Origin of the sequence: Kribbella amoyensis (assembly GCF_007828865.1) — a bacterium.
In the GTDB taxonomy this organism is placed as follows: Bacteria; Actinomycetota; Actinomycetes; order Propionibacteriales; family Kribbellaceae; genus Kribbella; species Kribbella amoyensis.
On the sequence record NZ_VIVK01000001.1, the window covers coordinates 5,410,046 to 5,430,904 of the forward strand.

A 20,859-nucleotide genomic window follows, 5' to 3' on the forward strand; every position below is an offset into this window, starting at 1 on the left:
CAGGTCGACCGACGGCCGGTCACCCCACGACGGGGTGACCGGCCGTTCGTCGTTCCCGGGGTCAGGCCCAGTCGGCGCTGTCCGCGAACGGGTAGTGCCGGCCCTCGGCGTACCGCGGCCGCGGCTGGTAGTTGTTCACTCCCGGTGCACCCTGCAGGTGGAACGCGCTCGGGTACGGCGTCTCCGGGTCGGTGATCCGCGTCGACGTCGGGATGTAGCGGATCGTCAGTCCGCAGCGCCGGTGCGGCGAGGTGTTGGCGTTGCTGCCGTGCACGATGTTCGGATGGTGCACCTCGACGTCACCGGGGGCGAGCACCATGTCGACCGCGCGGTCCTCGTCCACCTCGACGGCGATCTCTTTGCCGAGCACGCTCTCGACAGCCGTGTTGTCGCGCATCTGCAGGACCTGGTTCCGGTGGCTGCCCGGGATCACCCGCACGCACCCGTTCTCCGGGGTCGAGCGGTCGACCGCGAGCCAGAGTGTCACCACCTGCATCGGGTCCAGCGGCCAGAACGCGGCGTCCTGGTGCCACAGCACCGGCTGGCCGGAGTACGGCGGCTTCGAGATGTAGTGCGACGCGAACAACGCCAGGTCCGGCCCGACGAACAACTCCGCGATCCGCAGCAATCGCGGGTCGCTGATCAGCCGTACCCAGAACGGGTCGTCGCGGAGGAACACGTGGCCCAGCTGCTCGGGCCGGACGTCCGGATGCCGCTCCTGCAGCCACTCCACGTGGCCGTTCACCTCGTTGATCAGGTCCTGGTCGAGCACGTCGCGGAAGATGACGTACCCGTCCCGCTCGAACTGCTCCAGCGCCTCACCGGACACCTGGTGATCCGTGCCAGTCGTCATGCCGATCTCCTTCGCCGTGGCCTGGTTCGATCCTCGATCGGCGAGGTCCTGCGGGACTAGTAGCGAGGACGCGGGAACTTGTAGCGTGTTGATGTGAGCCAGGTACTGCGCTTCGCCACTTCGGCGCTGGGCCGGCCGTACCACGCGGCGCGGGTCCGGTTCGCGCCGAGGACGCGGGACTCGGAGTTGCACACCCATGCAGACTTCCACGAGTTCATGGGCGTCGTCGCCGGCCATGGCGAACACCTGCTCTCGACCGGGACGATGCCGTTGCGAACCGGCGACGTGGTCCTGGTCCGGCCGCGGGACCGGCATGCGATGCGCGGCTCGGCGCCGGACGGGCTGGAGTTCGTCAACGTCGCGTTCCCGAGTTCGGCCTGGCAGGGGTTCCTCACCCTGACCCGGACCAACCCGACGGGCAGTTGGGACGCGTCCCGGCGACCCGTGACGTTCCGGCCGGACGACGTCGCCGCGGCGGTCGCGGTCTTCGAGGACGCGCTGGCCCGGTTCCAGCGCGAGCCGGCCCAGTTCGACCTGATGCGCTTCTGGATCGACCTGCTGCCGCTGGTCACCCCCGAGGAGTTGCCGGCCACCGCCTCGGTCTCCAGGGCGCCCGGCTGGCTGGCCGATGCGTGCGCGGCGATGCGCTCCGAGGAGAACCTGCGCGGCGGCGTACCGCGGTTGCAGGAGCTGGCCGGGGTCAGTCCGGCGCACCTGTCCCGGTCGGTGCGTGCGGCGTACGGGACGACGCCGACCGACCTGGTCGCCGACCTGCGCCTGGAACACGCGGCTTCGTTGCTCGCAGCAACCACCAGCCCGATCGCCGAGATCGCCACCCGCTGCGGGTACGCGAGCCAGTCCTACTTCACCAGGTGCTTCACCGCGGCCCACGACGTCTCGCCCCGCACCTTCCGGCACCGGTCCCAGCGGGCGTTCGTACCGTAGGCCGTCGGGCGGGGATCCACCGATCGGTTGATGTCCGGCCGCGGTGCTCGCCGGGATGCTCGATGCCATGACAGTCATCGAGATCGAGAACCTGACGAAGAGGTACCGGAACAAGGTCGCCGTCGACGGCGTCTCGCTGCGCGTCGAGCGTGGCCAGGTGTACGGCATCGCCGGGACCAACGGCGCCGGCAAGACGAGCCTGGTCGAGTGCATGTCCGGCCTGCGTCATCGTGACGGCGGCGACCTGCGGGTCCTCGGCCTGGATCCGTGGACCGATCGGCGGGCACTGCAGCAGCGGATCGGCGTGCAGCTGCAGGAGTCGGCGTTGCCGGACGCGCTGCGGGTGGGGGAGGCGTTCCGCTTGTACGCCTCGCTCTACGCCGAGCCGGCGGACTGGCGGACCCTGATGGAGCAGTGGGATCTCGCCGACAAGCAGCGCGTCCGCTTCGGCGGTCTGTCGGGTGGATGGAAGCAGCGGCTGTTCATCGCGCTCGCGCTGGTCGGGAATCCCGAGCTCGTGTTCCTGGACGAGCTCACCACCGGACTCGACCCGGTCGCTCGCAGGACCACCTGGTCGCTGATCCGCGCACTGCGCGACCGCGGGCTGACGGTGGTCCTGGTGACCCACTTCATGGACGAGGCCGAGGCGCTCTGCGACCAGGTGGCCATCGTCGACCACGGCCGGGTGATCGCGTCCGGCGCCCCGGCCGCCCTGGCCGCCCGGGCCGGGACCGATTCGCTCGACAACGCGTACCTCGTCCTCGTCGACGGCACGCGGACAGGGGAGGACGTGGCATGAAAGGCATCCTGCAGGTCGTCGCGGTGGAGCTCCGGCTGATCGTCCGCGATCCGATGGCGGCGTTCTTCGCCCTGGCGTTCCCGGCCGTGCTGCTCTGGGTCAAGATGCGCGACCCCGAGCCGTTGCCGAGCGGGGTCCGGGAGATCGACGCGAACGTGCCGATGCTGACCGTCTTCGTGATCGGGCTGGCGAGCCTGGTGATCCTGCCGAGCACCTTGGCCCAGTACCGGGAACGCCGCATCCTCAAGCGGTTGCGGGCCACTCCCGCGGCACCGGGGATGTTGCTCGGGGCGCAGTGGGTCGCCCATCTGCTGCTGGCCGTGCTCGGGACCGTCGTCCTGGTGGTGATCGGCGGGCTCGCGTTCGACCTGACCGCGCCGGCGAGTCCGGGGAAGGTGGTGCTCGCGTGGATCCTGGGGGCCGGCTGCCTCGGTGCGATCGGGCTGCTGATCGGTGCCGTGGTCCCGACGAACCGCAGCGCGATGCTGGTCGGGCTGACGGTCTTCTTCCCGATGGTGTTCGTGTCCGGTGCGATGGTGCCGCGCGAACTGACCTCGGGATCGCTGCGCACCGTCGGCGACCTGACTCCGATGGCTCCGGTGGTCGAGACGATCCGCGCGGCCTGGTCCGGTACGCCCGTCTCCGCCACTACCCTGATCGTCATGGCGACCATCACCGCCCTCGCCACCACCGCGGCCGCCAAGGTTTTCCGCGGATGACCGACGCCTCCGACGCCCTGACCACCACCGGCTCGAACGCGGCCGGAGGTGGTCGGCTGGATCTCGGCGAGGAGGCCGGGTGGGAACGCGCGGCCGCCGCGCTGCCGTACCTGTTCCTCCTGCTGCCGGCGACCTTCGCTCTCCTGCGCGAGTGGCGGCCGGTGGTCCTCGCGTTGACCGTCGCGCTCCTGCTCTGGACTGCCTTGCTCTCTCGCCCTCGTACCACGGGCAGGCTGCTCATCCCGATCGTCTACCTGACAGGCACGCTGGCTCTGCTCGCGGGACTCGTGCACCTCGATTCGCTGTTCACGCTGACCGGCGTCGGAGTCTTCATCCAGATCTTCACGCTGCTGCCAAGCTGGCGGGCGTACTGCGGGGTGGCCGCCACCGCTGCCGTACTGGTGGTGGCGCGACCCCGCGACGGCAGGCATCTCGGCGAGCTGGTCGCCTCGTTCCTCGTCGCACTCCTGGTGGCGTCGGCAACCGGGCTGCTGTTCTCCGCGATCTCCCGGCAGAGCGAACAACGCCGCCTGCTGATCACCGAGCTCCGCCGGACCACGGCCGAGCTGGCCGAGCTCGCCGAGGAGAACGCCCGCCTGCAGGCCGAACTACTCACCAGCGCCCGCGAAGCCGGCACCCTGGCCGAGCGGCAGCGGATGGCCCGCGAGATCCACGACACCGTCGCCCAGGGACTCACCGGCATCCTGACCCAGCTCGAAGCCGCCGAGGAATCGCCCGCCGACCCGTCGACCCAGGCCCGGCTGACCACGATCCGTACGCTGGCCCGCGACAACCTCAGCGAGGTCCGTCGCTCGATCCACGCCCTGCGCCCGGCCCCGTTGGCCGACGCGCGGTTGTCGGCCGCGCTGGACGAGGTCGTCGCGAAGTGGTCGCGCACGAACGCGATCGCCGCCGAGTTCCACCTGACCGGCGAAGCGCGGCCGTTGCACCCGGAGGTCGAGAACACACTGCTCCGCGTCGCCCAGGAAGGGCTGGCCAACGTCGCGAAGCACGCTCGCGCGACCTGGGTCGGCCTCACCCTCTCGTACATGGAGGACGTGGTGGCCCTGGACCTCCGCGACAACGGCACCGGCTTCGTTCTACCGGCCGCGCCCGTGGAGAGCCGGCCGGCTGGTGGGTTCGGGTTGGTGGCGATGCGGCAGCGGGTGGCCCGGCTGGCGGGGACACTCGAGGTGGAGACCGGGCCGGGGCAGGGGACGGCGCTGTCCGCGACGATCCCGGCCATCCCGGCCATCCCGGCCATCCCGGACGACGAGGGGGACTGACGTGCCGATCCGGCTGATCATCGTCGACGACCATCCGGTGGTCCGCGACGGCCTACGCGGGATCTTCGCCGTGGACGACGGGTTCGAGGTGGTGGGCGAGGCGGGCGACGGACCCGAGGCACTCGTCCTCGCCGCCCGGACGAAACCGGATGTCGTGCTGATGGATCTGCGGATGCCGAAGCTGTCCGGCCGCGAGCTGATCCGCCGGCTGCGGGACCAGCAACCCGGCGTACGGATCCTGGTCGTCACGACGTTCGACGACGACGCCGACGTCCTCCCCGCGCTCGCCGAGGGCGCGACCGGCTATCTCCTGAAGGACACCCCGCGCGCCGAACTGCGCCGGGCGGTCCAGGCCGCCGCCCGGGGGGAGAGCGTGCTCTCGCCGACCGTTGCCGGAGTCCTCGCCAACACCACCCGTACACCGAAGGTCGAGGCTGCCACACCCCTCAGCCGGCGCGAGCTCGAGGTCCTCGACCTGGTCGCCCGCGGCACCACCAACCGCGAGATCGCCGCCACCCTCTTCATCACCGAGGCCACCGTCAAGACCCACCTGCTCCACCTCTACGCCAAGCTCGAGGTCAAGGACCGCGCCGCCGCCGTCGCGGCCGCACTGCGCGCCGGCCTGCTCGACGGCTGACGCGTGGCACCAAGGATCAGGCATGTGGACATGTCCGGTTTCACCGACGCGGTCGCCGAGAGGAAGGTCGTGACGCTCGCCGGTACCTCTGCCAGACCCACCGTCCGATCCAGGGGTCAGGCTGTCGCGAGCGCCTTCCGGATCCGCTTCTCGGAGACCGGGTACGGCGTGCCGATGGTCTGGGCGAAGAGGCTGACCCGGAGCTCCTCCAGCATCCAGCGGATGTCGAGGAGCTCCGGACTCGGGGACTTCCCGGTCGGTACCGCGCGCAGCCGGGCCTGGTACTCCTCGGTGAGGGTCTGCACGATCGCCATCCCGGACCGGTCCCGCATCGCGTTCGCACCGACCTTGTCCAGCCGCTGCTCGATCCCGCGCAGGTACCGGACCAGGTCGGGCAGCCGCCGCGCACCGGTCTCGGTGATGAACCCGCGATGGACCAGCCCTTCGAGCTGACCGCGGACGTCGGACAGCGCGGCCAGCAACGCCGGGCTCGACGCGCGGGAGATCTGCTTGTCGACCGTGCGCGCGTGGCCGAGCACCTGCTCGACCTGCTGCAGGATCGTCAGCACCGTGTCCGCGAGGTCGGACCGGACCGCGTCGCGGAGGATCGAGAACGCGGTCAGGTTCCACGCCGGACCACCGGCCGCCGCCATCAGTTGATCGATGGCCGCCGCGATCGCGTCGTCGAGCAGGTCGCCGACAGTGCGATGCGGACCCGCGAGCAGCGTCATCTTCTGCTGGTTCGTCAGGTTCCGCTGCACGACCTCCACCACCGACGGCATGGTCAGCAGGAGTAGCTTGCGCGTCCCGGCCCACATCGCGGCCGCCTGATCCCGCTCGGTCTCCTGCAAGCGGACGGCCACCGTCTTGCCCTCGTCCACCAGCGCCGGGTACCCGGCGACGGTGAGGCCGTTGCGGTGCTCCGAGAAGCTGCGCGGCAGGTCGCCGATGGTCCAGTCGGTCAGGCCGGACCGCTCCAGTCCGCTGACCGCCTTGGACGCCACCTGCGAGATCGCCGCCTGGGTCTTCGGTTTCAGCCGCTCCTTCAACCGGGCCAGGTCCTTGCCCTCGGCCACGGTCTTGCCGCGGTCGTCGACCACCCGGAACGTCATCCGCAGGTGCTCCGGCACCCGGGTCCAGTCCCAGTCGGCCGGCTCGATCACCACGTCGCGCAGTTGCCGCAGCTCGCGGGACAGCGCGTCCGTCAACGGCCCCGACGCCGGGTCGAGGTGGGGGAGTACCCGCCGGGCGTTGTCGGGGGCGGGGACGATGGTGCGCCGGATCGCCTTCGGCAGCGACTTGATCAGCGTCGTGACCAGCTCCTCGCGGAATCCGGGCACGCTCCACTCGAACCCGTCCGCGCTCACCTGGTTCAGCACCAGCAGCGGGAGATGCACGGTCACGCCGTCCGCGTCGGTCCCCGGCTCGAAGGCGTACGTCAGGTCGAAGGTCATCCCGTTCTGCGTCCAGGTGAGCGGGAACTCCTCCTCCTTGACCTCGGCGCCTTCGCGGACGACCAGCGAGCGTTCGAAGTCGAGCAGGTCATGATCGCGTTGCCGGGCCGTCTTCCACCAGGTGTCGAAGTGCCGGCCGGTGACCACCTCGGCACCGATCCGCTCGTCGTAGAACGCGAACAACGTCTCGTCGTCGACCAGCAGGTCCCGCCGCCGGGTCCGTTCCTCGAGCTCCTCGACCTCCTGGATCAGCCGCCGGTTCTCGTGGAAGAACTTGTGGTGGGTGTCCCAGTCGCCCTCGACCAGCGCGTGCCGGATGAACAGCTCGCGGCTGACCTCCGGATCCACCTTGCCGTAGTTCACCTTGCGCCGGGCCACGATCGGGACGCCGTACAGGGTGACCTTCTCGTACGCCATCACGGCGCCGGCCTTGCGTTCCCAATGCGGCTCGGAGTAGTTCCGCTTGATCAGGTGCGCGGCCAGGTCCTCGGCCCACTCCGGCTCGATCTTCGCGTTCACCCGGGCCCACAGCCGCGACGTCTCGACCAGCTCGGCCGCCATCACGAACTGCGGCGGCTTCTTGAACAGCCCCGAACCCGGGAAGATCGCGAACTTGGTGCCGCGGGCGCCGAGGTACTGGTGCTGGTTCGCCGGGTCCTTCATGCCGAGGTGGGACAGCAGCCCGGCCATCAGCGAGACGTGCACGCTCTGCGGGTCGGCCGGGTTGCCGCTGTTCAGGGTGACGCCGATCTGGCTCGCCACCTGGCGGAGCTGGGCGTAGATGTCCTGCCACTCACGGACGCGCAGATAGTTCAGGTACTCGCTGCGGCACATCCGGCGGAACTGGTTGCCGGACAGCTCCTTCTGCTGCTTCTTCAGGTAGTTCCACAGGTTCAGGAAGCCGAGGAAGTCCGAGTTCGGATCGCGGAAGCGGGCGTGCTGCTGCTGGGCCTGCGCCTCCGCGTCGGTGGGGCGTTCGCGCGGGTCCTGGATCGACAGCGCCGAGGCGATCACCATCACCTCGCGGACGCAGCCGTGCTTGTCCGCCTCGACGATCATCCGGGCCAGGCGCGGGTCCAGCGGGATCTGCGCGAGCTGCCGGCCGACCTGGGTGAGCCGCCGGTTCCGGTCGGTACCGCGGGCGCCGTCGAGCGCGCCGAGCTCGGTCAGCAGCTGGACGCCGTCGGTGATGCTGCGCTTGTCCGGCTCGTCGATGAACGGGAACGCGGCGATGTCGCCGAGCCCGATCGACGTCATCTGCAGGATCACCGAGGCCAGGTTGGTCCGCAGGATCTCGGGATCGGTGAACTCGGGCCGGTTCTCGAAGTGCTCCTCGGAGTAGAGCCGGACGCAGATGCCGTCGCTGGTCCGGCCGCAGCGGCCCTTGCGCTGGTTCGCGCTGGCCTGCGACACCGATTCGATCGGCAGGTGCTGGACCTTCGTGCGATGGCTGTACCGCGAGATCCGGGCCGTACCGGGGTCGATCACGTACTTGATCCCGGGCACGGTCAGCGAGGTCTCGGCGACGTTGGTCGCGAGCACGATCCGGCGGCCGCTGTGTGATTGGAAGACGCGGTGCTGCTCGGCGTTCGACAGCCGCGCGTACAGCGGGAGCACCTCGACGGACGCGCCGGGGCGGCCGCGCTGGGCGGCGAACTTGTCGTTGAGCGCGTCGGCGGTGTCGCGGATCTCCCGCTCGCCGCTGAGGAACACCAGGATGTCGCCGGGCGCCTCCAGGGACAGCTCGTCGACCGCGTCCAGGATCGCCTGGGTCTGGTCCCGTTCGAGCGTGGCCGGGTCGTCCGGGTCGTTGATCGGCCGGTACCGGACCTCGACCGGGTAGGTGCGCCCGGACACCTCGACGATCGGGGCCGGCTCGCCCTGGGCGTCGGCGAAGTGCTCGGCGAACCGCTCGGGGTCGATCGTCGCCGAGGTGATGATCACCTTGAGGTCGGGGCGGCGGGGGAGCAACTGCTTGAGGTAGCCGAGGATGAAGTCGATGTTCAGGCTGCGCTCGTGCGCCTCGTCGATGATCAGGGTGTCGTACCGGCTCAGGTCGCGGTCGCGCTGCAGCTCGTTCAGCAGGATGCCGTCGGTCATCAGCTTGACCAGCGAGCGGTCGCTGACCTTGTCGGTGAACCGGACCGCGTACCCGATCGTGTCGCCGAGCTCGGTGCCGAGCTCCTCCGCGATCCGCTCCGCGACCGTGCGGGCGGCGAGCCGGCGGGGCTGGGTGTGACCGATCAGCCCGGTCACCCCGCGGCCGAGCTCGAGGCAGATCTTCGGGATCTGGGTGGTCTTGCCGGATCCGGTCTCGCCGGCGATCACGACGACCTGGTGGTCCTGGATCGCGGTGGCGATGTCGTCCTTCAGCTGGCTGACCGGCAGCTGCTCGGGGTACGAGATCTCCGGGACCGCGAGCCGGCGCTGCTCGACCTTGTGCTCGGCCGCCTCGATCGCGCCGAGGACGCTCTGCAGCGCCTGCGACCGCTTCCGCTCGTCCTTCGAGGTCCGTACTCGCTCCAGCCGCCGGCCGAGCTGCTCGCGGTCGTGCACCATCAGCGCGTCGAGCCGCGGCAGGACCTCGGCGAGGCTGACCGCGTTCTCGGCCGGCGGGTCGTCGGCCGCGCTGTCAGCGGGGGTGCTGGGTTTCTGGCCGCCTCCCGGCTTCCGGCCGCGGCGCCGACGACGGCGGGCCGCGGGGTCCTGGGTGGGACCGGTAGCGGGGGAGGGACTCGGGGACTCGGTCCGGGCATCAGGCATGGCGCCCACTAGCTTAGGCGCCAGGCCCCAACGCCTCACACGGATTTCACCGCCGGCGGATCAGCACCGCGGCGGCCTGCCGTCAGTCGCGCGGCTGGGCGACCTTGACGGCGAGGACCGGGACCGGGGACTCGAGCAGGACGCGCTGGGCGGTGCTGCCGAGGATGAGCTTGCCGACCGGGCTGCGCCGCCGGAGGCCGAGCACGATCAGCTCGACGTCGTCCTGGGCGGCCGCGCGGAGCAGTTCGGCGGCGACGTCACCGCTGGCGAGTGCCTGCTGGATCGCGACGTCGACACCCTCCGCGCGCAGCTTCGCCTCGGCCGCGGCGAGCTCCTCCTGGTTGGCGTACCGGGAGTCGATGTAGGCGTCGCCGCGACTGGTGTTGAGCAGCAGCACGGACCCACCGCGCAGCTTCGCCTCGGCGGCCGCCGCCTCCAGGGCGGCCTCGCCCTCCGGCGTCGGCACGTACCCGACCAGGATCATCATGCTGCTCACTCCCATCCGTCGCCCCAGTGGCCAGGCCATCAGATCGCCTTCGGCCCGCTCCTGTCAGGTCCCCACGCCGACGCGGGTTCAGTCGTCCTCGCCGAAGCTCAACCGATCCCGGGTCGGCCGGGTACCGCGGATCCGGGCCACCAGACGCGGAATGTACGGCACGAACAGGGCCAGCACGGTGAGGACGATGATGATCAGGCTGAGCGGCCGGGTGAAGAACACGCTCGCGTCGCCGTTCGAGATCACCAGCGCGCGCCGGAACTGCTCCTCCATCGTCGGCCCGAGGATGACCCCGAGGATCACCGGCGCGATCGGGAAGTCGAGCTTGCGCATGAAGAAGCCGACGACGCCGATCAGCAGCGCGAGCAGGACCTCGTACCCCGACCCGGACAGCGAGTACACGCCGAGACAGGCGAACACCAGGATCCCCGCGTACAGCAGCGGCCGCGGCACCTTGAGCACCTGGACCCAGACCTGGATCAGCGGCAGGTTCATGATCAGCAGCAGCAGGTTCCCGACGTACAGCGACGCGATCAGCGTCCAGACCAGGGTGCCCTGGTCCTCGAACAACTGCGGCCCCGGCTGGACGTTGAAGATCTGGAACGCCGCCAGCATCACCGCGGCCGTCGCCGACGTCGGCAGGCCGAGTGTCAGCAGCGGGACCAGGACACCGGAGAAGGACGCGTTGTTCGCCGCCTCCGGTCCGGCCACGCCCTCGATCGCGCCGTCGCCGAACTCGTCCGGGTGCTTGCGGCCCGCCTTCCGCGCCCGCCGCCGCTCCAGCGTGTACGAGAGGAACGTCGGCACCTCGGCACCACCGGACGGGATCGCGCCGAACGGGAAGCCGAGCGCCGTCCCGCGCAACCAGGGCGCCCACGACCGAGCCCAGTCCGACTTGTTCAGGTACCCCGTGCGCAGCCGGCCCTTCTCCAGCACGGCCGGCCGGTCCGGCGTACTGCGCAACTTCGACGCCACGTGCAACGTCTCGCCGATCGCGAACAGGCCGACGATCACGATCACCACGTCCACCCCGTCGAGCAGCCGCAACGTGCCGAACGTGTACCGCTGCGCGCCGGACAGGCTGTCCAGGCCGATCAGCCCGATGAACAGGCCGACCGTCAGCGAGAGCAGACCGCGGACCATCGAGTGGCCGACGATCGCGGTCACCGCGACCATTGCCAGCAACGTGATCGCGAAGTAGTCGGTGGCCTGGAACTCACTGGCCAGCTGCCCGATCGGTTTCGCCACGAAGGTGAGCAGGATCGTCGAGATGGTGCCGGCCACGAACGACCCGATTGCGGCCGTGGCCAGCGCGGCCCGGGCCCGGCCGCGCAACGCCATCTTGTGGCCCTCGATCGCGGTCGCCACCGAGGCCGACTCGCCGGGGGTGTTGATCAGGATCGACGTGGTCGAGCCGCCGTACATCGCGCCGTAGTAGATCCCGGCGAACATGATGAAGGCGCCGATCGGGTCGGAGAAGTTGAACGTGATCGGCAGCAGCAGCGCGATCGTCAGTGCCGGGCCGATCCCGGGCAGGATTCCGACCAGCATGCCTAGGGTGACCCCGAGCACGGCCCAGAGCAGGTTCATCGGATCGAGCACGGTGCCGAATCCGTGCAGCAGGTCGCCGAAGACGGCTTGGCTGATCACAGGCCCAGCACCCCTTCCGGCAGCGAGATGTCGAGGAACCGGGTGAACGCGACGTAGACGACGACCGCGAGCGCGACCGCGACAACGGCGTCCCGGACGGTGTTCCGGCTGCCGAGAACGCGCGCGATAGCGAAGAACAGCAACGCGGTCGCGATCATGTAGCCGAGCGGCACGACCAGGAACGCGTAGAGGATCAGCAACGCGGACACAGCCACCGGTTCGAACCAGGCGCGGTCGCCCGGTTGCTTGGTCGTCCGCGGCGAGCGCAACCCTTCGACCAGGTAGGCGACCGACAGCACCAGCCACGCGGCCGTCACGAGCAACGGGAAGAACCTCGGCCCCTGCGGATCGAGTCCGTCGGGGCTGCGGATGTCGAACACTCCCACCAGGAAGGTGCCGCTCAGCACGATCAGGACGACGGCCGCGACGATCCGTACCGTGCGCGACGCCTCGACCTCGACGTCCGCGGTCCGGACCGGCTCGTCGGCCACCGCGGGGTCCGTGGCCGGTTCGGGTCTCTCGTCGGTGCTCATACGATCCCCAGTTCCTTCAGCAGGGCCTCGACCCGGATGGTCTCGTCGGCGATGAACTTCGTCGCCTCGTCGCCGGTCTGGAAGAAGTCGGTCCAGCCCTGCTTCTTCCGGATCTCGGCCCACTCGGACGAGTTGTTGACCTTGGCCACGAAGTGGACCAGCCGCTGCCGGTCGGCCTCGGGGATGTCCGGCGGCGCGACGACGGCCCGCCAGTTCAGGACCTCGGTGTCGTAGCCCTCCGACTTCAGCGTCGGCAGCTTCTTGCCGTTCACGGTCATCGGGTCGGTCCCGGTGGTCGCGAGTACCCGCATCTTGCCGGCGGTGATCTGCTCCTCGAACTCGCTCAGCCCGGAGATGCCGACGGTGACGTCCCCGGACAGGATCGCCGCGGTCGCCTCACCGCCGCCGGAGTAGCTGATGTACTTCACCTGCGCGGGATCCAGGCCGGCGGTCTTCACCAGGGTGCCCGCGGCGATGTGGTCCGTGCCGCCGATCGTGCCGCCACCCCAGCTGACCGAGGCGGGGTCGGCGCGGTACTTCTCGACCAGGTCCTTCACCGTCCGCAGCGGCGAGTCGGCCTTGACCACGAAGACCTCCTGCTCGGCGGTCAGGGTGGCGATCGGGGTGGTGTCGGACAGCGTGATCTGGGACTGGTTCAGGGTCAGCGCGCCGACCATCACCAGCCCGGTGATCATCAACGTGTGCGGGTCCTTGCGGTTCTTGGTGACCAGCTTGGAGATGCCGACGGCCCCGCCGGCGCCGGTCACGTTGACCACCGAGACCGAACGACCGGGCAGCGCGTTCTCCTCCTGGACGACGTGCTGCAATTGGCGCGCGGTCAGGTCCCAGCCACCGCCCGGGGCGGCGGGCACCATGATCTCGAGGTTGCGGGACGGGAAGTCGCCCGCGACGCTGCCGCCCTCCAGGGCCGAGCAGCCGCTGAGCAGCAGACTGACGGACAACCCGGCGGCGACGAGTGCGGTGCGCGACATGGGGTACCTCCTCAGGCACGGGGCGTGATGGCCTGGATTTCCTGGGACCGTAGCAGCATTCCATCAGGAGGTACAGAGATTCCGTTGTGCGGACCGACGGGGTACCGTCGTGGCATGACGGAAGGTGAACTCCCCGGCGTGCGCAGCGTGCACCGCGCCCTGGATCTGCTCGAGCGCTTCGACGACGAGCACCCGGCCTGGACGCTGGCCGAGCTGACCAACGCCAGCGGCCTGCCGAAGACCACGGTGCTGCGGCTGGTGACGACCCTGGAGCAGCGCGGCCTGGTGGTCGCGATCGGCCCCGGCCGGTACGCGATCGGCCCGGGCTTCCTGCGCTGGTCCCGGCTGAGCAGCGCGAGTATGGAGATCCCGCCGGTGGTCCGGGTGGCGATGAACCGGCTGGCCGCCGACACCGGTGAGACCGCGAACCTGTACATCCGGGTCGGCCGGTCCCGGGTCTGCCTGGCCCAGACCCAGGGCACGTTGAGCGTCCGGCACACGATCGCGGTCGGTTCGTCGCTGCCGTTGTGGGCCGGCGCGGCGTCGAAGGTCCTGCTCAGCGATCCGCCGCTGGTGGAGGCGGACCCGTCCGTCATCGACGAGGTGGCGGCCGAGTCGCCGCACAGCGCCGACTTCGGCAAGCGGCTGCGCGCTTCGGCGGCGCTGACCGGCGAGCGCGGGTACGCCATCACCCACGGTGAACGCGAGCTCGGCGCCTCCGGGGTCTCGGCACCGGTCCGCCGTCCGGACGGCCGCGTGGTCGCCGCGATCGGGATCGGCGGACCGACGACCCGGTTCAACGACGAGCGGCTGGCGTCGTACGTGCGGGCGGTCCGGCGGTGTGCGGAAGCCATCTCCGGGACCGGGTGGAGCGGCTTCAGTGCGACCTGACGCGGACCTGCTCGCCGGGGTGCGGGTGCTCGACCTGACCAACGTGCTGGCCGGGCCCTTCGCCGGGTACCAGCTGGCCCTGATGGGCGCCGACGTCGTCAAGGTGGAGGTCCCCGGCACCGGCGACCTGGCCCGGAACCTCGGCGCGGATCCGGCGCTGAGCGACCGCGGACTCGGGGTCTCCTTCCTCGCCCAGAACGCGGGGAAGCGGTCGCTCACGTTGGACCTGAAGACGCCCAGGGGACGTGAGGTGTTCGAGCGCCTGGTCCGCGGGGCCGACGTGTTGCTGGAGAACTTCCGGCCCGGCGTGCTCGCCCGGCTCGGATTCGGCCCGGACGTGCTCCGCTCGCTGAACGAGGGCCTCGTGTACTGCGCGGTGTCCGGCTTCGGCCAGACCGGGCCGATGCGCGGGCGGCCGGCGTACGACCAGATCATCCAGGGGCTGTCCGGGATCATGAGCGTGACCGGGACCCCGGAGACCGCGCCGACCCGGACCGGGTTCCCGATCGCGGACACGCTCGGCGGGTACGCGGCGGCGTTCGCGATCTCGGCGGCGCTGGTGAAACGGTCCCGGACCGGCCAGGGCAGCTACCTGGACGTGTCGATGCTGGAGACCGCGATCGCGGCGATGGGCTGGGTGGTGTCCGACTTCCTGATCGGCGGCCGCGAACCACGGGCCATGGGCAACGAGAACGTCACCTCGGCGCCGTCCGGTACGTTCGCGACCGCGTCCGGCGTGTTGAACATCGCGGCCAACAAGCAGGAGCAGTACGTCGAGCTGTGTACCGTACTCGACCGGCCGGAGCTGATCACCGACGAGCGGTTCGTGACCCGCGAAGCCAGGAAGCGGCACCGTGGCGAGCTGAAGCAGGAGCTGGAGAAGACCCTGCGCGAGCGCTCGGCGGTGGAGTGGGACGAGCTCCTCGCGACCTCCGGCGTCCCGGTCGCGCCGGTGCTCACGGTCCAGGAGGCGCTCACCCTCGACCAGGTCACCGAGCGGGACCTGCTGCACGAGGTACCGATGCCGGCGCCCGGCGAGCGACCCCTGCGCGTACTCGGCAGCAGCGTGCACGTCGACGGTCAAGCGGTCGGGCCGGCCGCGCGACCGCCCGTACTCGGCGAACACGTGGACGAGATCCTCACCGAAGCCGGCTATACAGCGGACGAGATCGCGGCGCTGCGGAGCGAAGGAGTCGTATGAGCGGGACCGATCGAGCGGCGGACTGGTGGGCGACCGGGATCACCGACATCGCGCCCGGGTCGATCCGGCTGCGCGGGTACGCGATCCAGGACCTGATCGGGTCGGTCAGCTTCTCCGAGCTGGTCTGGCTGATGGTCCGCGGCGAGTTGCCGACGTCGGCCGAGGCCGAGCTGCTGGAGCTGACCCTGGTCGCGGCGGTGGACCACGGCCCGCAGGCACCGTCGATCGCGGCGGCCCGGATGGCGGCGTCCTGCGGGCTCGACCTCAACAACGCGATGGCGACCGGGGTCAACCTGCTCGGCGACGTCCACGGCGGCGCCGGCCAACAGTGCTTGGAGGTCCTGCACCAGCTGAGGGCGACGACCGACGACGGCGTCGCACCCGAGCAGGCCGCGCGCGATCTGGTCGCCGACCACAAGGCGCGCAAGGCGTTCGTGCCGGGGTTCGGACACCGCTTCCACCCGCGCGATCCGCGGCGTGATCCGTTGATCGGCGCCGTCCGGCAGGCGGCCGAGGCGGGCACCGTTTCCGGGGAGTACCTGCGCCTCGCTCTCGCGCTCGAGGAAGTCCTTGCCGAAGGCACCAAGCCGGTCCCGATGAACGTGGACGGCGCCACCGCGACGATCCACGCCGAGCTCGGCTTCGCCCCGGAGCTGGCCCGTGGCCTCTTCGTCCTGTCCCGCTCGGTCGGGCTGCTCGCGCACTCCTGGGAGCAGCGCAACGAGCCGACCCGGATCAAGGGCCCGCTGCCGAAGTCGGTCATCCCCACGTACACGGGTCCGCCGCCTCGGGACCTTCCTTAGGGTTCCGGCAGGTCGCGTTTGACCACCTTGCCGGTCGCGTTGCGCGGCAGCTGGTCGATCACGACGACCTGACGCGGCGCCTTGTACCGCGCGAGGTTCGCCCGGACGTGGTCGATCAACTCGTCCTCGGTCGCTTCGGCGGTCAGGACGACGTACGCGACCAGGCGCCGGCCGAACTCCTCGTCGGCCACACCGATCACGGCCACGTCGGCGACGGCCGGGTGGTGGAGCAGACAGTCCTCCACCTCGGCCGGGTACACGTTCTCGCCGCCGGACACGATCATGTCGTCCTCGCGCCCGTCCACGAACAGCCGGCCGGCCGCGTCCAGGTGCCCGAGATCGCCGGTACTCATCCGGCCGTCGACCACGGTCTTGCTGCTGCCGTCCGAGTATCCGCCGAAGACGAGACCACCACCGGCGAAGATCCGGCCCGCCGTCCCGGTGGGAACCGGCCGGTCGTCCGGGCCGAGGATCCGCACCGAACTCCCGAGGCACGGCCGCCCGACCGTCCCGGGCGCGGCGAGCAGGTCCTTCGAGGACGCGATCGTGGCGATCCCGATCTCGCTCGATCCGTACGCGTCGCACAGCACCGGCCCGAACCGCTCGATGAACCGCTCGGCCAACGCGGGCGGCAACGCGGACGCGCCCGAGATGACGGCGCGCACCGACTGCAGGTCGTACCGCGCGATCTCCGCCGGACCGAGGTCGAGCAGCCGCTGGAGCATCACCGGGACCGCGACCACCGAGCCGGCCCGGTTCGGCTCGATCGACGCGAGCACGGCGGCCGCGTCGTACCGGCGGGACACGACCACGGGGCAGCCGAGGAAGAGCGCGAGCATCGAGTGCAGCAGCCCCAACCCGTGGAACAACGGCGGGCAGATCACCATCGGCTCGCCGGATCGCAGCCCGAGCCGGTCGAGCGCACTCGCGGTGAGACCGGCGAGCCCGAGTGCGGTCGGGGCTCGCGGCGCTGCCTTCGGCGTCCCGGTCGTGCCGGACGTGAGGATCGTGATGTGCCCCGGCCGGTCGGGTGCCGGCGGCTCGGGCGCGTCCGTCGCGGCGAGGTCGTCGAGGGCGCTCCCACCAGCTTCCCGCCAACCCAGCAAGGTCGGCACGCTGGTCTCCACCGCGAACTCCTCGTCGTGGACCAGCAGATCCGGCGGATGCTTCGTCAGGACCGCGCTGAGTTGCGGCGCGGCGAACTCGGTGTTCACGAACAGCACGTCCGCCCCGATCCGCGAGGCCGCCAGCGTCGCCGCGAGGAACCAGCGGTGGTTCCGGCACAGCACGGCAACCTTGCCACCAGCAACGATCCCGTACTCCGCGCGCAGCCCCGCCGCGAGCCGGGCGACGAGCTCGTCCAGCTCCCGATAGGTCAGGCTGCCGCGTTCGTCGACGACGGCCGGACGGTCCGGCCAGCGGATCGCGGCGACCGCTCCGAGCGCGGCCATCGACTGACCCCAGCGCCGCAGCGCCCGCTCGATCCCGACCAGCTGCGTCGGACCCACGTTCCGCCACACGCCCGACCGGATCAGCGCGGCCGAGACCGTGCCGACCTCGACGGCGCCTCGCAGCAACCACTCGGGCGGCCGCATCGGACCGATCGGCCTCACGGTTCCGCCCTGGTCGTGCGGCGGTAGTACTGCTCGAACAGCCGGTCCGTCGGTACCCGGAAAAGGTTGCCCAGGGCATCCGCAGGTCGGACGAACGGCGGAGTGATGTTGTGCGGCCGATCGGCGACCGCGGCACAGACCTGGTCCGCCGCCTGCTCCGGAGACAGCCCGGGCAGCTTGGTGAGCAACGGCGTCGGCTCGCTCATCCGGGTGTGCACGAGGCCCATGTACACGGTCGACGTGGTGACGCCGTCCGGCCGGATCTCCTGGGCGATACACCGCAGCCACACGTCGAACGCGCCCTTGGACGCCAGGTATGCCGACCAGCGGGCGAGCGGGGGCGTCCGGACACCGGCCGTCGAGACGTTGACCAGGTGACCGGATCCGCGCTCGCGCATCGACGGGAGCAGGGCGAGGACAAGCTTGGCGGGACCCAGGTAGTTGACCGCGTTGGTCCGCTCGATGTCGTGGAACCGCTGGTACGAGTCGGCGACGGACCGGCGGATCGACTTGCCCGCGTTGCTCACCAGCACGTCGACGTGGCCGTGGTCGTCGAGCACCCTCGCGACCAGATCCTCGATCGCGGCCGGGTCGGCCAGGTTCGCCGGGTACGCCTGCGCCTGGCCGCCGGCAATCCGGATCTCCTCGGCGACGGCCTCCAGCTGGTCCGCGGTGCGGGCGACGAGCAGGACGGTCGCCCCGGCCCGGGCCAGCCGCTTCGCCGTCGCCTCGCCGATCCCGTACGACGACCCGGTGACCAGTACGACCTTGTCCCGGACCGCGGCGGTGAGCCGGTCGTCGGGGATCCGGGTCCGCCCGTTGGTCAGCGCAACGAGCAGAGGCCAGCCGATCGGACGCTTCTCCATGCCCGCTGACATTACCGGCAGGTAGCCAATCGTGGGAGGCCTAGGCTTGTCGCCATGTCGCGACGCTCCCTGCACCTTCCTGCCCCCGACGGCGCTGTACTCCGTGCCCGCCTGGACCGAGCCCGGGCGGCTGCCGCCGGGACCGGTCTGGTGATCGCGCCGGGGTCGGATCTGCGCTACCTGCTCGGCCAGGCGGGCGGCTCGTTCGAGCGGCTCACCTCGCTCGTCATCCCCGCCGACGGCGACCTGGCGCTCGTCGTACCGAAGCTGGAGGCGCCCGGATTCGCCGACGTGCCGGTGACCGCGTTGGGGGTTGAGGTGCTGACCTGGGTCGACGGCGAGAACCCGTACGCCCTGGTCGCCGATCGGCTGGGCAAGCCGGATCGCGTGGCGGTCAGCGACTTCGCGCCGGCGCTGCACGTCCTCGCGCTCCGGGATGCGATGCCGGCGGCGGAGCAGGTGCTCGCCGGGCCGATCGTGCGTGAGCTCCGGATGCGCAAGGACGCGAGCGAGATCGCGGAACTGCGGGCCGCGGGCGCCGCGATCGACCGGGTCCACGCCCGCGTTCCGGGCCTGCTGAGGGCCGGCCGGACCGAGGCCGAGGTCGGGGCCGACATCGCCGCCGCGATCGTGGCGGAGGGGCACGTCGAGGCCGACTTCGTCATCGTCGCGAGTGGTCCCAACGGTGCCAGCCCGCACCACGACGTGTCCGACCGGGTGATCGAGGCGGGCGACGTCGTGGTGGTCGACATCGGCGGTCCGCTGCCCTCGGGGTACAACTCGGACTCGACCCGGACGTACGCGGTCGGTACGCCACGCGATGCCGACGTGGCCGCGACGTACGGGGTACTGCAGGAGGCTCAGCGGGCCGCGGTGGACGCGGTCCGTCCCGGGGCGACCGCGCAGTCGATCGACGAGGCGGCGCGGTCGGTCATCGCGGCGGCCGGGTTCGGTGAGTTCTTCATCCACCGGACCGGGCACGGGATCGGCCTGGACGTGCACGAGGAGCCGTACATCGTCGGCGGCAACGACCTCGTGCTGGAGCCCGGGATGGCGTTCAGCGTGGAGCCCGGGATCTACCAGCCGGGCCGGTGGGGCGCCCGGATCGAGGACATCGTGGTCGTCACCGAGACCGGCGTGGAGTCGCTGAACAACCAGCCGCACGACCTGGTGATCGTCTAGGTCCTAGTGCCCCGTGTTGGAAGTTGCTTGGCGCTTGCGGCGCCCAGGCACGCACCTCGCGGCACCGGCCGATCATCCACGATGGCACCGCATCGAGGACGCTCGTCCGGCACCGCGATGCACGCACCTGACCACCGCAATCACTCAAGAAACTTCCAACACGGGGCACTAGCTCGCGCGGAACGTCTTCCGGTAGGCGAGCGGGGCGACACCGAGCTCGGTCCGGAGGTGGTGGCGCAGCGACGCGGCGGTCCCGAGGCCGGCGGCTTCGGCGACGCGGTCGACGGACAGATCGGTGGTCTCCAGCAACTGACGCGCGTGCCGGATCCGTTGCTGCTGAAGCCACGTACCTGGCGATTGTCCGGTCTCGGCCTTGAACCGGCGGCTGAACGTCCGCACACTCATCCGCGCGTGCTCGGCCATCGTCGGCAGGCTGAGCTCCTCGGCCAGCCGCTGCAGCGCCCACGCGCGAGTCGGGCCGGTACCGTCCGTACCTTCCTCCGGGATCGTCCGCTCGATGAATTGGGACTGGCCGCCGTCCCGCCACGGTGGCACCACGCAATGCTTCGCGGCACGGTTCGCGACCTCGCTGCCGAAGTCCCGGCGGATCAGGTGCAGGCACAGGTCGACCCCGGCCGCGAGCCCGGCCGAGGTGACCACGTCGCCGTCGTCGACGAACAACAGGTCCTCGTCCAGCTTCACGTTCGGGTAGAGGTCGCGGAACATCGCTGCCCGCCGCCAGTGCGTGGTCGCGGGTCGGCCGTCGAGCAGCCCGGCCGCGGCGAGTACGAACGCCCCGGTACAGATCGACGCGATCCGCGTGCCCGGCCGGATCAGGGCGAACGCCTCGGCCACGTCGGCGGGCAGCGTGCCCTCGTGCCGCGGCTGCGGGATGTACGTCCCGGGCACGATCACCGTGTCCGCCTCGGCCAGGATCTCGGCGCCGTGGTCCGGGACGATCGTGTACCCGAGACTCGCGCGGACCGGCTCGGCGCGGATCCCGCACATCCGCACCTCGTACAGCGGGGTGCCGTCGGCGAGCGTCGCGCAGCTGAACACCGTGGGCGCGATGGTCAGGTCGAACCCGACCACCGGTTCCAGGGCGAGGACGGCGATGCGATGCGGGGATCGAGCGGAACTCATGGCCAGATCTTGCCACATGATGTCATTCTGGCC

General features: G+C 70.7%; 18 protein-coding genes. 9 read left to right on the forward strand and 9 right to left on the reverse strand.

The features are described from left to right. Window positions 1-61: 61 nt before the first annotated feature. Window positions 62-853, reverse strand: a complete 792-nt coding sequence (locus FB561_RS25325; RefSeq protein ID WP_145810946.1) for a phytanoyl-CoA dioxygenase family protein — start codon at window positions 851-853, stop codon at window positions 62-64. A gap of 93 nt (window positions 854-946) precedes the next feature. Here FB561_RS25325 and FB561_RS25330 point away from each other — a divergent pair, with 93 nt between their 5' ends. The 5 genes from FB561_RS25330 to FB561_RS25350 all read left to right on the forward strand — a co-directional run bounded on the left by FB561_RS25330 (window position 947) and on the right by FB561_RS25350 (window position 5,239). Then, entirely contained in the window at window positions 947-1,798 is an 852-nt protein-coding gene (locus FB561_RS25330) for a helix-turn-helix transcriptional regulator (protein ID WP_145810948.1), read from the forward strand. 67 nt (window positions 1,799-1,865) lie between these two features. Next, the gene (locus FB561_RS25335; RefSeq protein ID WP_145810950.1) at window positions 1,866-2,597 is read left to right on the forward strand and encodes an ABC transporter ATP-binding protein; all 732 of its coding nucleotides are present in this window, start codon (window positions 1,866-1,868) and stop codon (window positions 2,595-2,597) included. Further along, a complete protein-coding gene (locus tag FB561_RS25340) occupies window positions 2,594-3,316 on the forward strand; it encodes an ABC transporter permease (protein ID WP_145810952.1) in 723 nt (240 codons plus the stop codon). The genes FB561_RS25335 and FB561_RS25340 overlap by 4 nt, the downstream gene beginning before the upstream one ends. Continuing rightward, window positions 3,313-4,602, forward strand: coding sequence for a sensor histidine kinase (locus tag FB561_RS25345; protein WP_145810954.1), 1,290 nt, complete (start codon window positions 3,313-3,315; stop codon window positions 4,600-4,602). The genes FB561_RS25340 and FB561_RS25345 overlap by 4 nt, the downstream gene beginning before the upstream one ends. Window position 4,603: 1 nt before the next feature. Next, complete coding sequence (locus tag FB561_RS25350; protein WP_145810956.1) at window positions 4,604-5,239, forward strand: response regulator; 636 nt, start codon at window positions 4,604-4,606, stop codon at window positions 5,237-5,239. Window positions 5,240-5,355: 116 nt separating this feature from the next. Here FB561_RS25350 and hrpA read toward each other — a convergent pair whose 3' ends face one another. The 5 genes from hrpA to FB561_RS25375 form a co-directional block, all read right to left on the reverse strand. Continuing rightward, entirely contained in the window at window positions 5,356-9,456 is a 4,101-nt protein-coding gene (hrpA, locus tag FB561_RS25355; protein ID WP_272952566.1) for an ATP-dependent RNA helicase HrpA, read from the reverse strand. 82 nt (window positions 9,457-9,538) lie between these two features. Next, window positions 9,539-9,982, reverse strand: coding sequence for a universal stress protein (locus FB561_RS25360; RefSeq protein WP_238335047.1), 444 nt, complete (start codon window positions 9,980-9,982; stop codon window positions 9,539-9,541). Window positions 9,983-10,030: 48 nt separating this feature from the next. Then, window positions 10,031-11,602 carry a tripartite tricarboxylate transporter permease gene (locus tag FB561_RS25365; protein ID WP_145810958.1) on the reverse strand — a complete coding sequence of 524 codons (1,572 nt, stop codon included), beginning with the start codon at window positions 11,600-11,602 and terminating at the stop codon, window positions 10,031-10,033. Then, entirely contained in the window at window positions 11,599-12,135 is a 537-nt protein-coding gene (locus FB561_RS25370) for a tripartite tricarboxylate transporter TctB family protein (RefSeq protein ID WP_145810960.1), read from the reverse strand. The genes FB561_RS25365 and FB561_RS25370 overlap by 4 nt, the downstream gene beginning before the upstream one ends. Next, a complete protein-coding gene (locus tag FB561_RS25375; protein WP_145810962.1) occupies window positions 12,132-13,127 on the reverse strand; it encodes a Bug family tripartite tricarboxylate transporter substrate binding protein in 996 nt (331 codons plus the stop codon). Before FB561_RS25375 ends, FB561_RS25370 begins: the two co-directional genes overlap by 4 nt. Before the next feature lie 114 nt (window positions 13,128-13,241). Here FB561_RS25375 and FB561_RS25380 point away from each other — a divergent pair, with 114 nt between their 5' ends. The 3 genes from FB561_RS25380 to FB561_RS25390 are packed head-to-tail and all read left to right on the forward strand — an operon-like array spanning window position 13,242 to window position 16,022. Continuing rightward, entirely contained in the window at window positions 13,242-14,018 is a 777-nt protein-coding gene (locus tag FB561_RS25380) for an IclR family transcriptional regulator (protein WP_145810964.1), read from the forward strand. Beyond that, a complete protein-coding gene (locus FB561_RS25385) occupies window positions 14,008-15,219 on the forward strand; it encodes a CaiB/BaiF CoA transferase family protein (RefSeq protein ID WP_145810967.1) in 1,212 nt (403 codons plus the stop codon). The genes FB561_RS25380 and FB561_RS25385 overlap by 11 nt, the downstream gene beginning before the upstream one ends. Continuing rightward, a complete protein-coding gene (locus FB561_RS25390; RefSeq protein ID WP_145810969.1) occupies window positions 15,216-16,022 on the forward strand; it encodes a citryl-CoA lyase in 807 nt (268 codons plus the stop codon). Before FB561_RS25385 ends, FB561_RS25390 begins: the two co-directional genes overlap by 4 nt. Here the strand turns inward: FB561_RS25390 and FB561_RS25395 are convergent. Together FB561_RS25395 and FB561_RS25400 are read right to left on the reverse strand one after the other, a co-directional pair. Next, window positions 16,019-17,635, reverse strand: a complete 1,617-nt coding sequence (locus FB561_RS25395; RefSeq protein WP_238335048.1) for an AMP-binding protein — start codon at window positions 17,633-17,635, stop codon at window positions 16,019-16,021. The two genes, FB561_RS25390 and FB561_RS25395, sit on opposite strands and share 4 nt — an antisense overlap. Next, on the reverse strand, window positions 17,632-18,501 hold the full coding sequence (locus FB561_RS25400) for an SDR family NAD(P)-dependent oxidoreductase (RefSeq protein ID WP_145810971.1): 870 nt from the start codon (window positions 18,499-18,501) through the stop codon (window positions 17,632-17,634). The genes FB561_RS25395 and FB561_RS25400 overlap by 4 nt, the downstream gene beginning before the upstream one ends. 54 nt (window positions 18,502-18,555) lie before the next feature. Here FB561_RS25400 and FB561_RS25405 point away from each other — a divergent pair, with 54 nt between their 5' ends. Then, window positions 18,556-19,683 (forward strand): M24 family metallopeptidase, encoded by a 1,128-nt coding sequence (locus FB561_RS25405; RefSeq protein ID WP_145810973.1) that lies wholly within the window; start codon window positions 18,556-18,558, stop codon window positions 19,681-19,683. Between the two features lie 168 nt (window positions 19,684-19,851). Here FB561_RS25405 and FB561_RS25410 read toward each other — a convergent pair whose 3' ends face one another. Next, window positions 19,852-20,826 (reverse strand): GlxA family transcriptional regulator, encoded by a 975-nt coding sequence (locus FB561_RS25410; RefSeq protein ID WP_145810975.1) that lies wholly within the window; start codon window positions 20,824-20,826, stop codon window positions 19,852-19,854. Window positions 20,827-20,859: the final 33 nt, after the last annotated feature.

What these genes read in the sequence shown, in the direction of transcription:
- FB561_RS25325 (WP_145810946.1), bottom strand. Translation starts at nt 853, where the DNA reads ATGACGACTGGCACGGATCACCAGGTGTCCGGTGAGGCGCTGGAGCAG.
- FB561_RS25335 (WP_145810950.1), top strand. Translation starts at nt 1,866, where the DNA reads ATGACAGTCATCGAGATCGAGAACCTGACGAAGAGGTACCGGAACAAG.
- FB561_RS25340 (WP_145810952.1), top strand. Translation starts at nt 2,594, where the DNA reads ATGAAAGGCATCCTGCAGGTCGTCGCGGTGGAGCTCCGGCTGATCGTC.
- FB561_RS25345 (WP_145810954.1), top strand. Translation starts at nt 3,313, where the DNA reads ATGACCGACGCCTCCGACGCCCTGACCACCACCGGCTCGAACGCGGCC.
- hrpA (WP_272952566.1), bottom strand. Translation starts at nt 9,456, where the DNA reads ATGCCTGATGCCCGGACCGAGTCCCCGAGTCCCTCCCCCGCTACCGGT.
- FB561_RS25360 (WP_238335047.1), bottom strand. Translation starts at nt 9,982, where the DNA reads ATGGCCTGGCCACTGGGGCGACGGATGGGAGTGAGCAGCATGATGATC.
- FB561_RS25370 (WP_145810960.1), bottom strand. Translation starts at nt 12,135, where the DNA reads ATGAGCACCGACGAGAGACCCGAACCGGCCACGGACCCCGCGGTGGCC.
- FB561_RS25375 (WP_145810962.1), bottom strand. Translation starts at nt 13,127, where the DNA reads ATGTCGCGCACCGCACTCGTCGCCGCCGGGTTGTCCGTCAGTCTGCTG.
- FB561_RS25380 (WP_145810964.1), top strand. Translation starts at nt 13,242, where the DNA reads ATGACGGAAGGTGAACTCCCCGGCGTGCGCAGCGTGCACCGCGCCCTG.
- FB561_RS25390 (WP_145810969.1), top strand. Translation starts at nt 15,216, where the DNA reads ATGAGCGGGACCGATCGAGCGGCGGACTGGTGGGCGACCGGGATCACC.
- FB561_RS25400 (WP_145810971.1), bottom strand. Translation starts at nt 18,501, where the DNA reads ATGGAGAAGCGTCCGATCGGCTGGCCTCTGCTCGTTGCGCTGACCAAC.
- FB561_RS25405 (WP_145810973.1), top strand. Translation starts at nt 18,556, where the DNA reads ATGTCGCGACGCTCCCTGCACCTTCCTGCCCCCGACGGCGCTGTACTC.
- FB561_RS25410 (WP_145810975.1), bottom strand. Translation starts at nt 20,826, where the DNA reads ATGAGTTCCGCTCGATCCCCGCATCGCATCGCCGTCCTCGCCCTGGAA.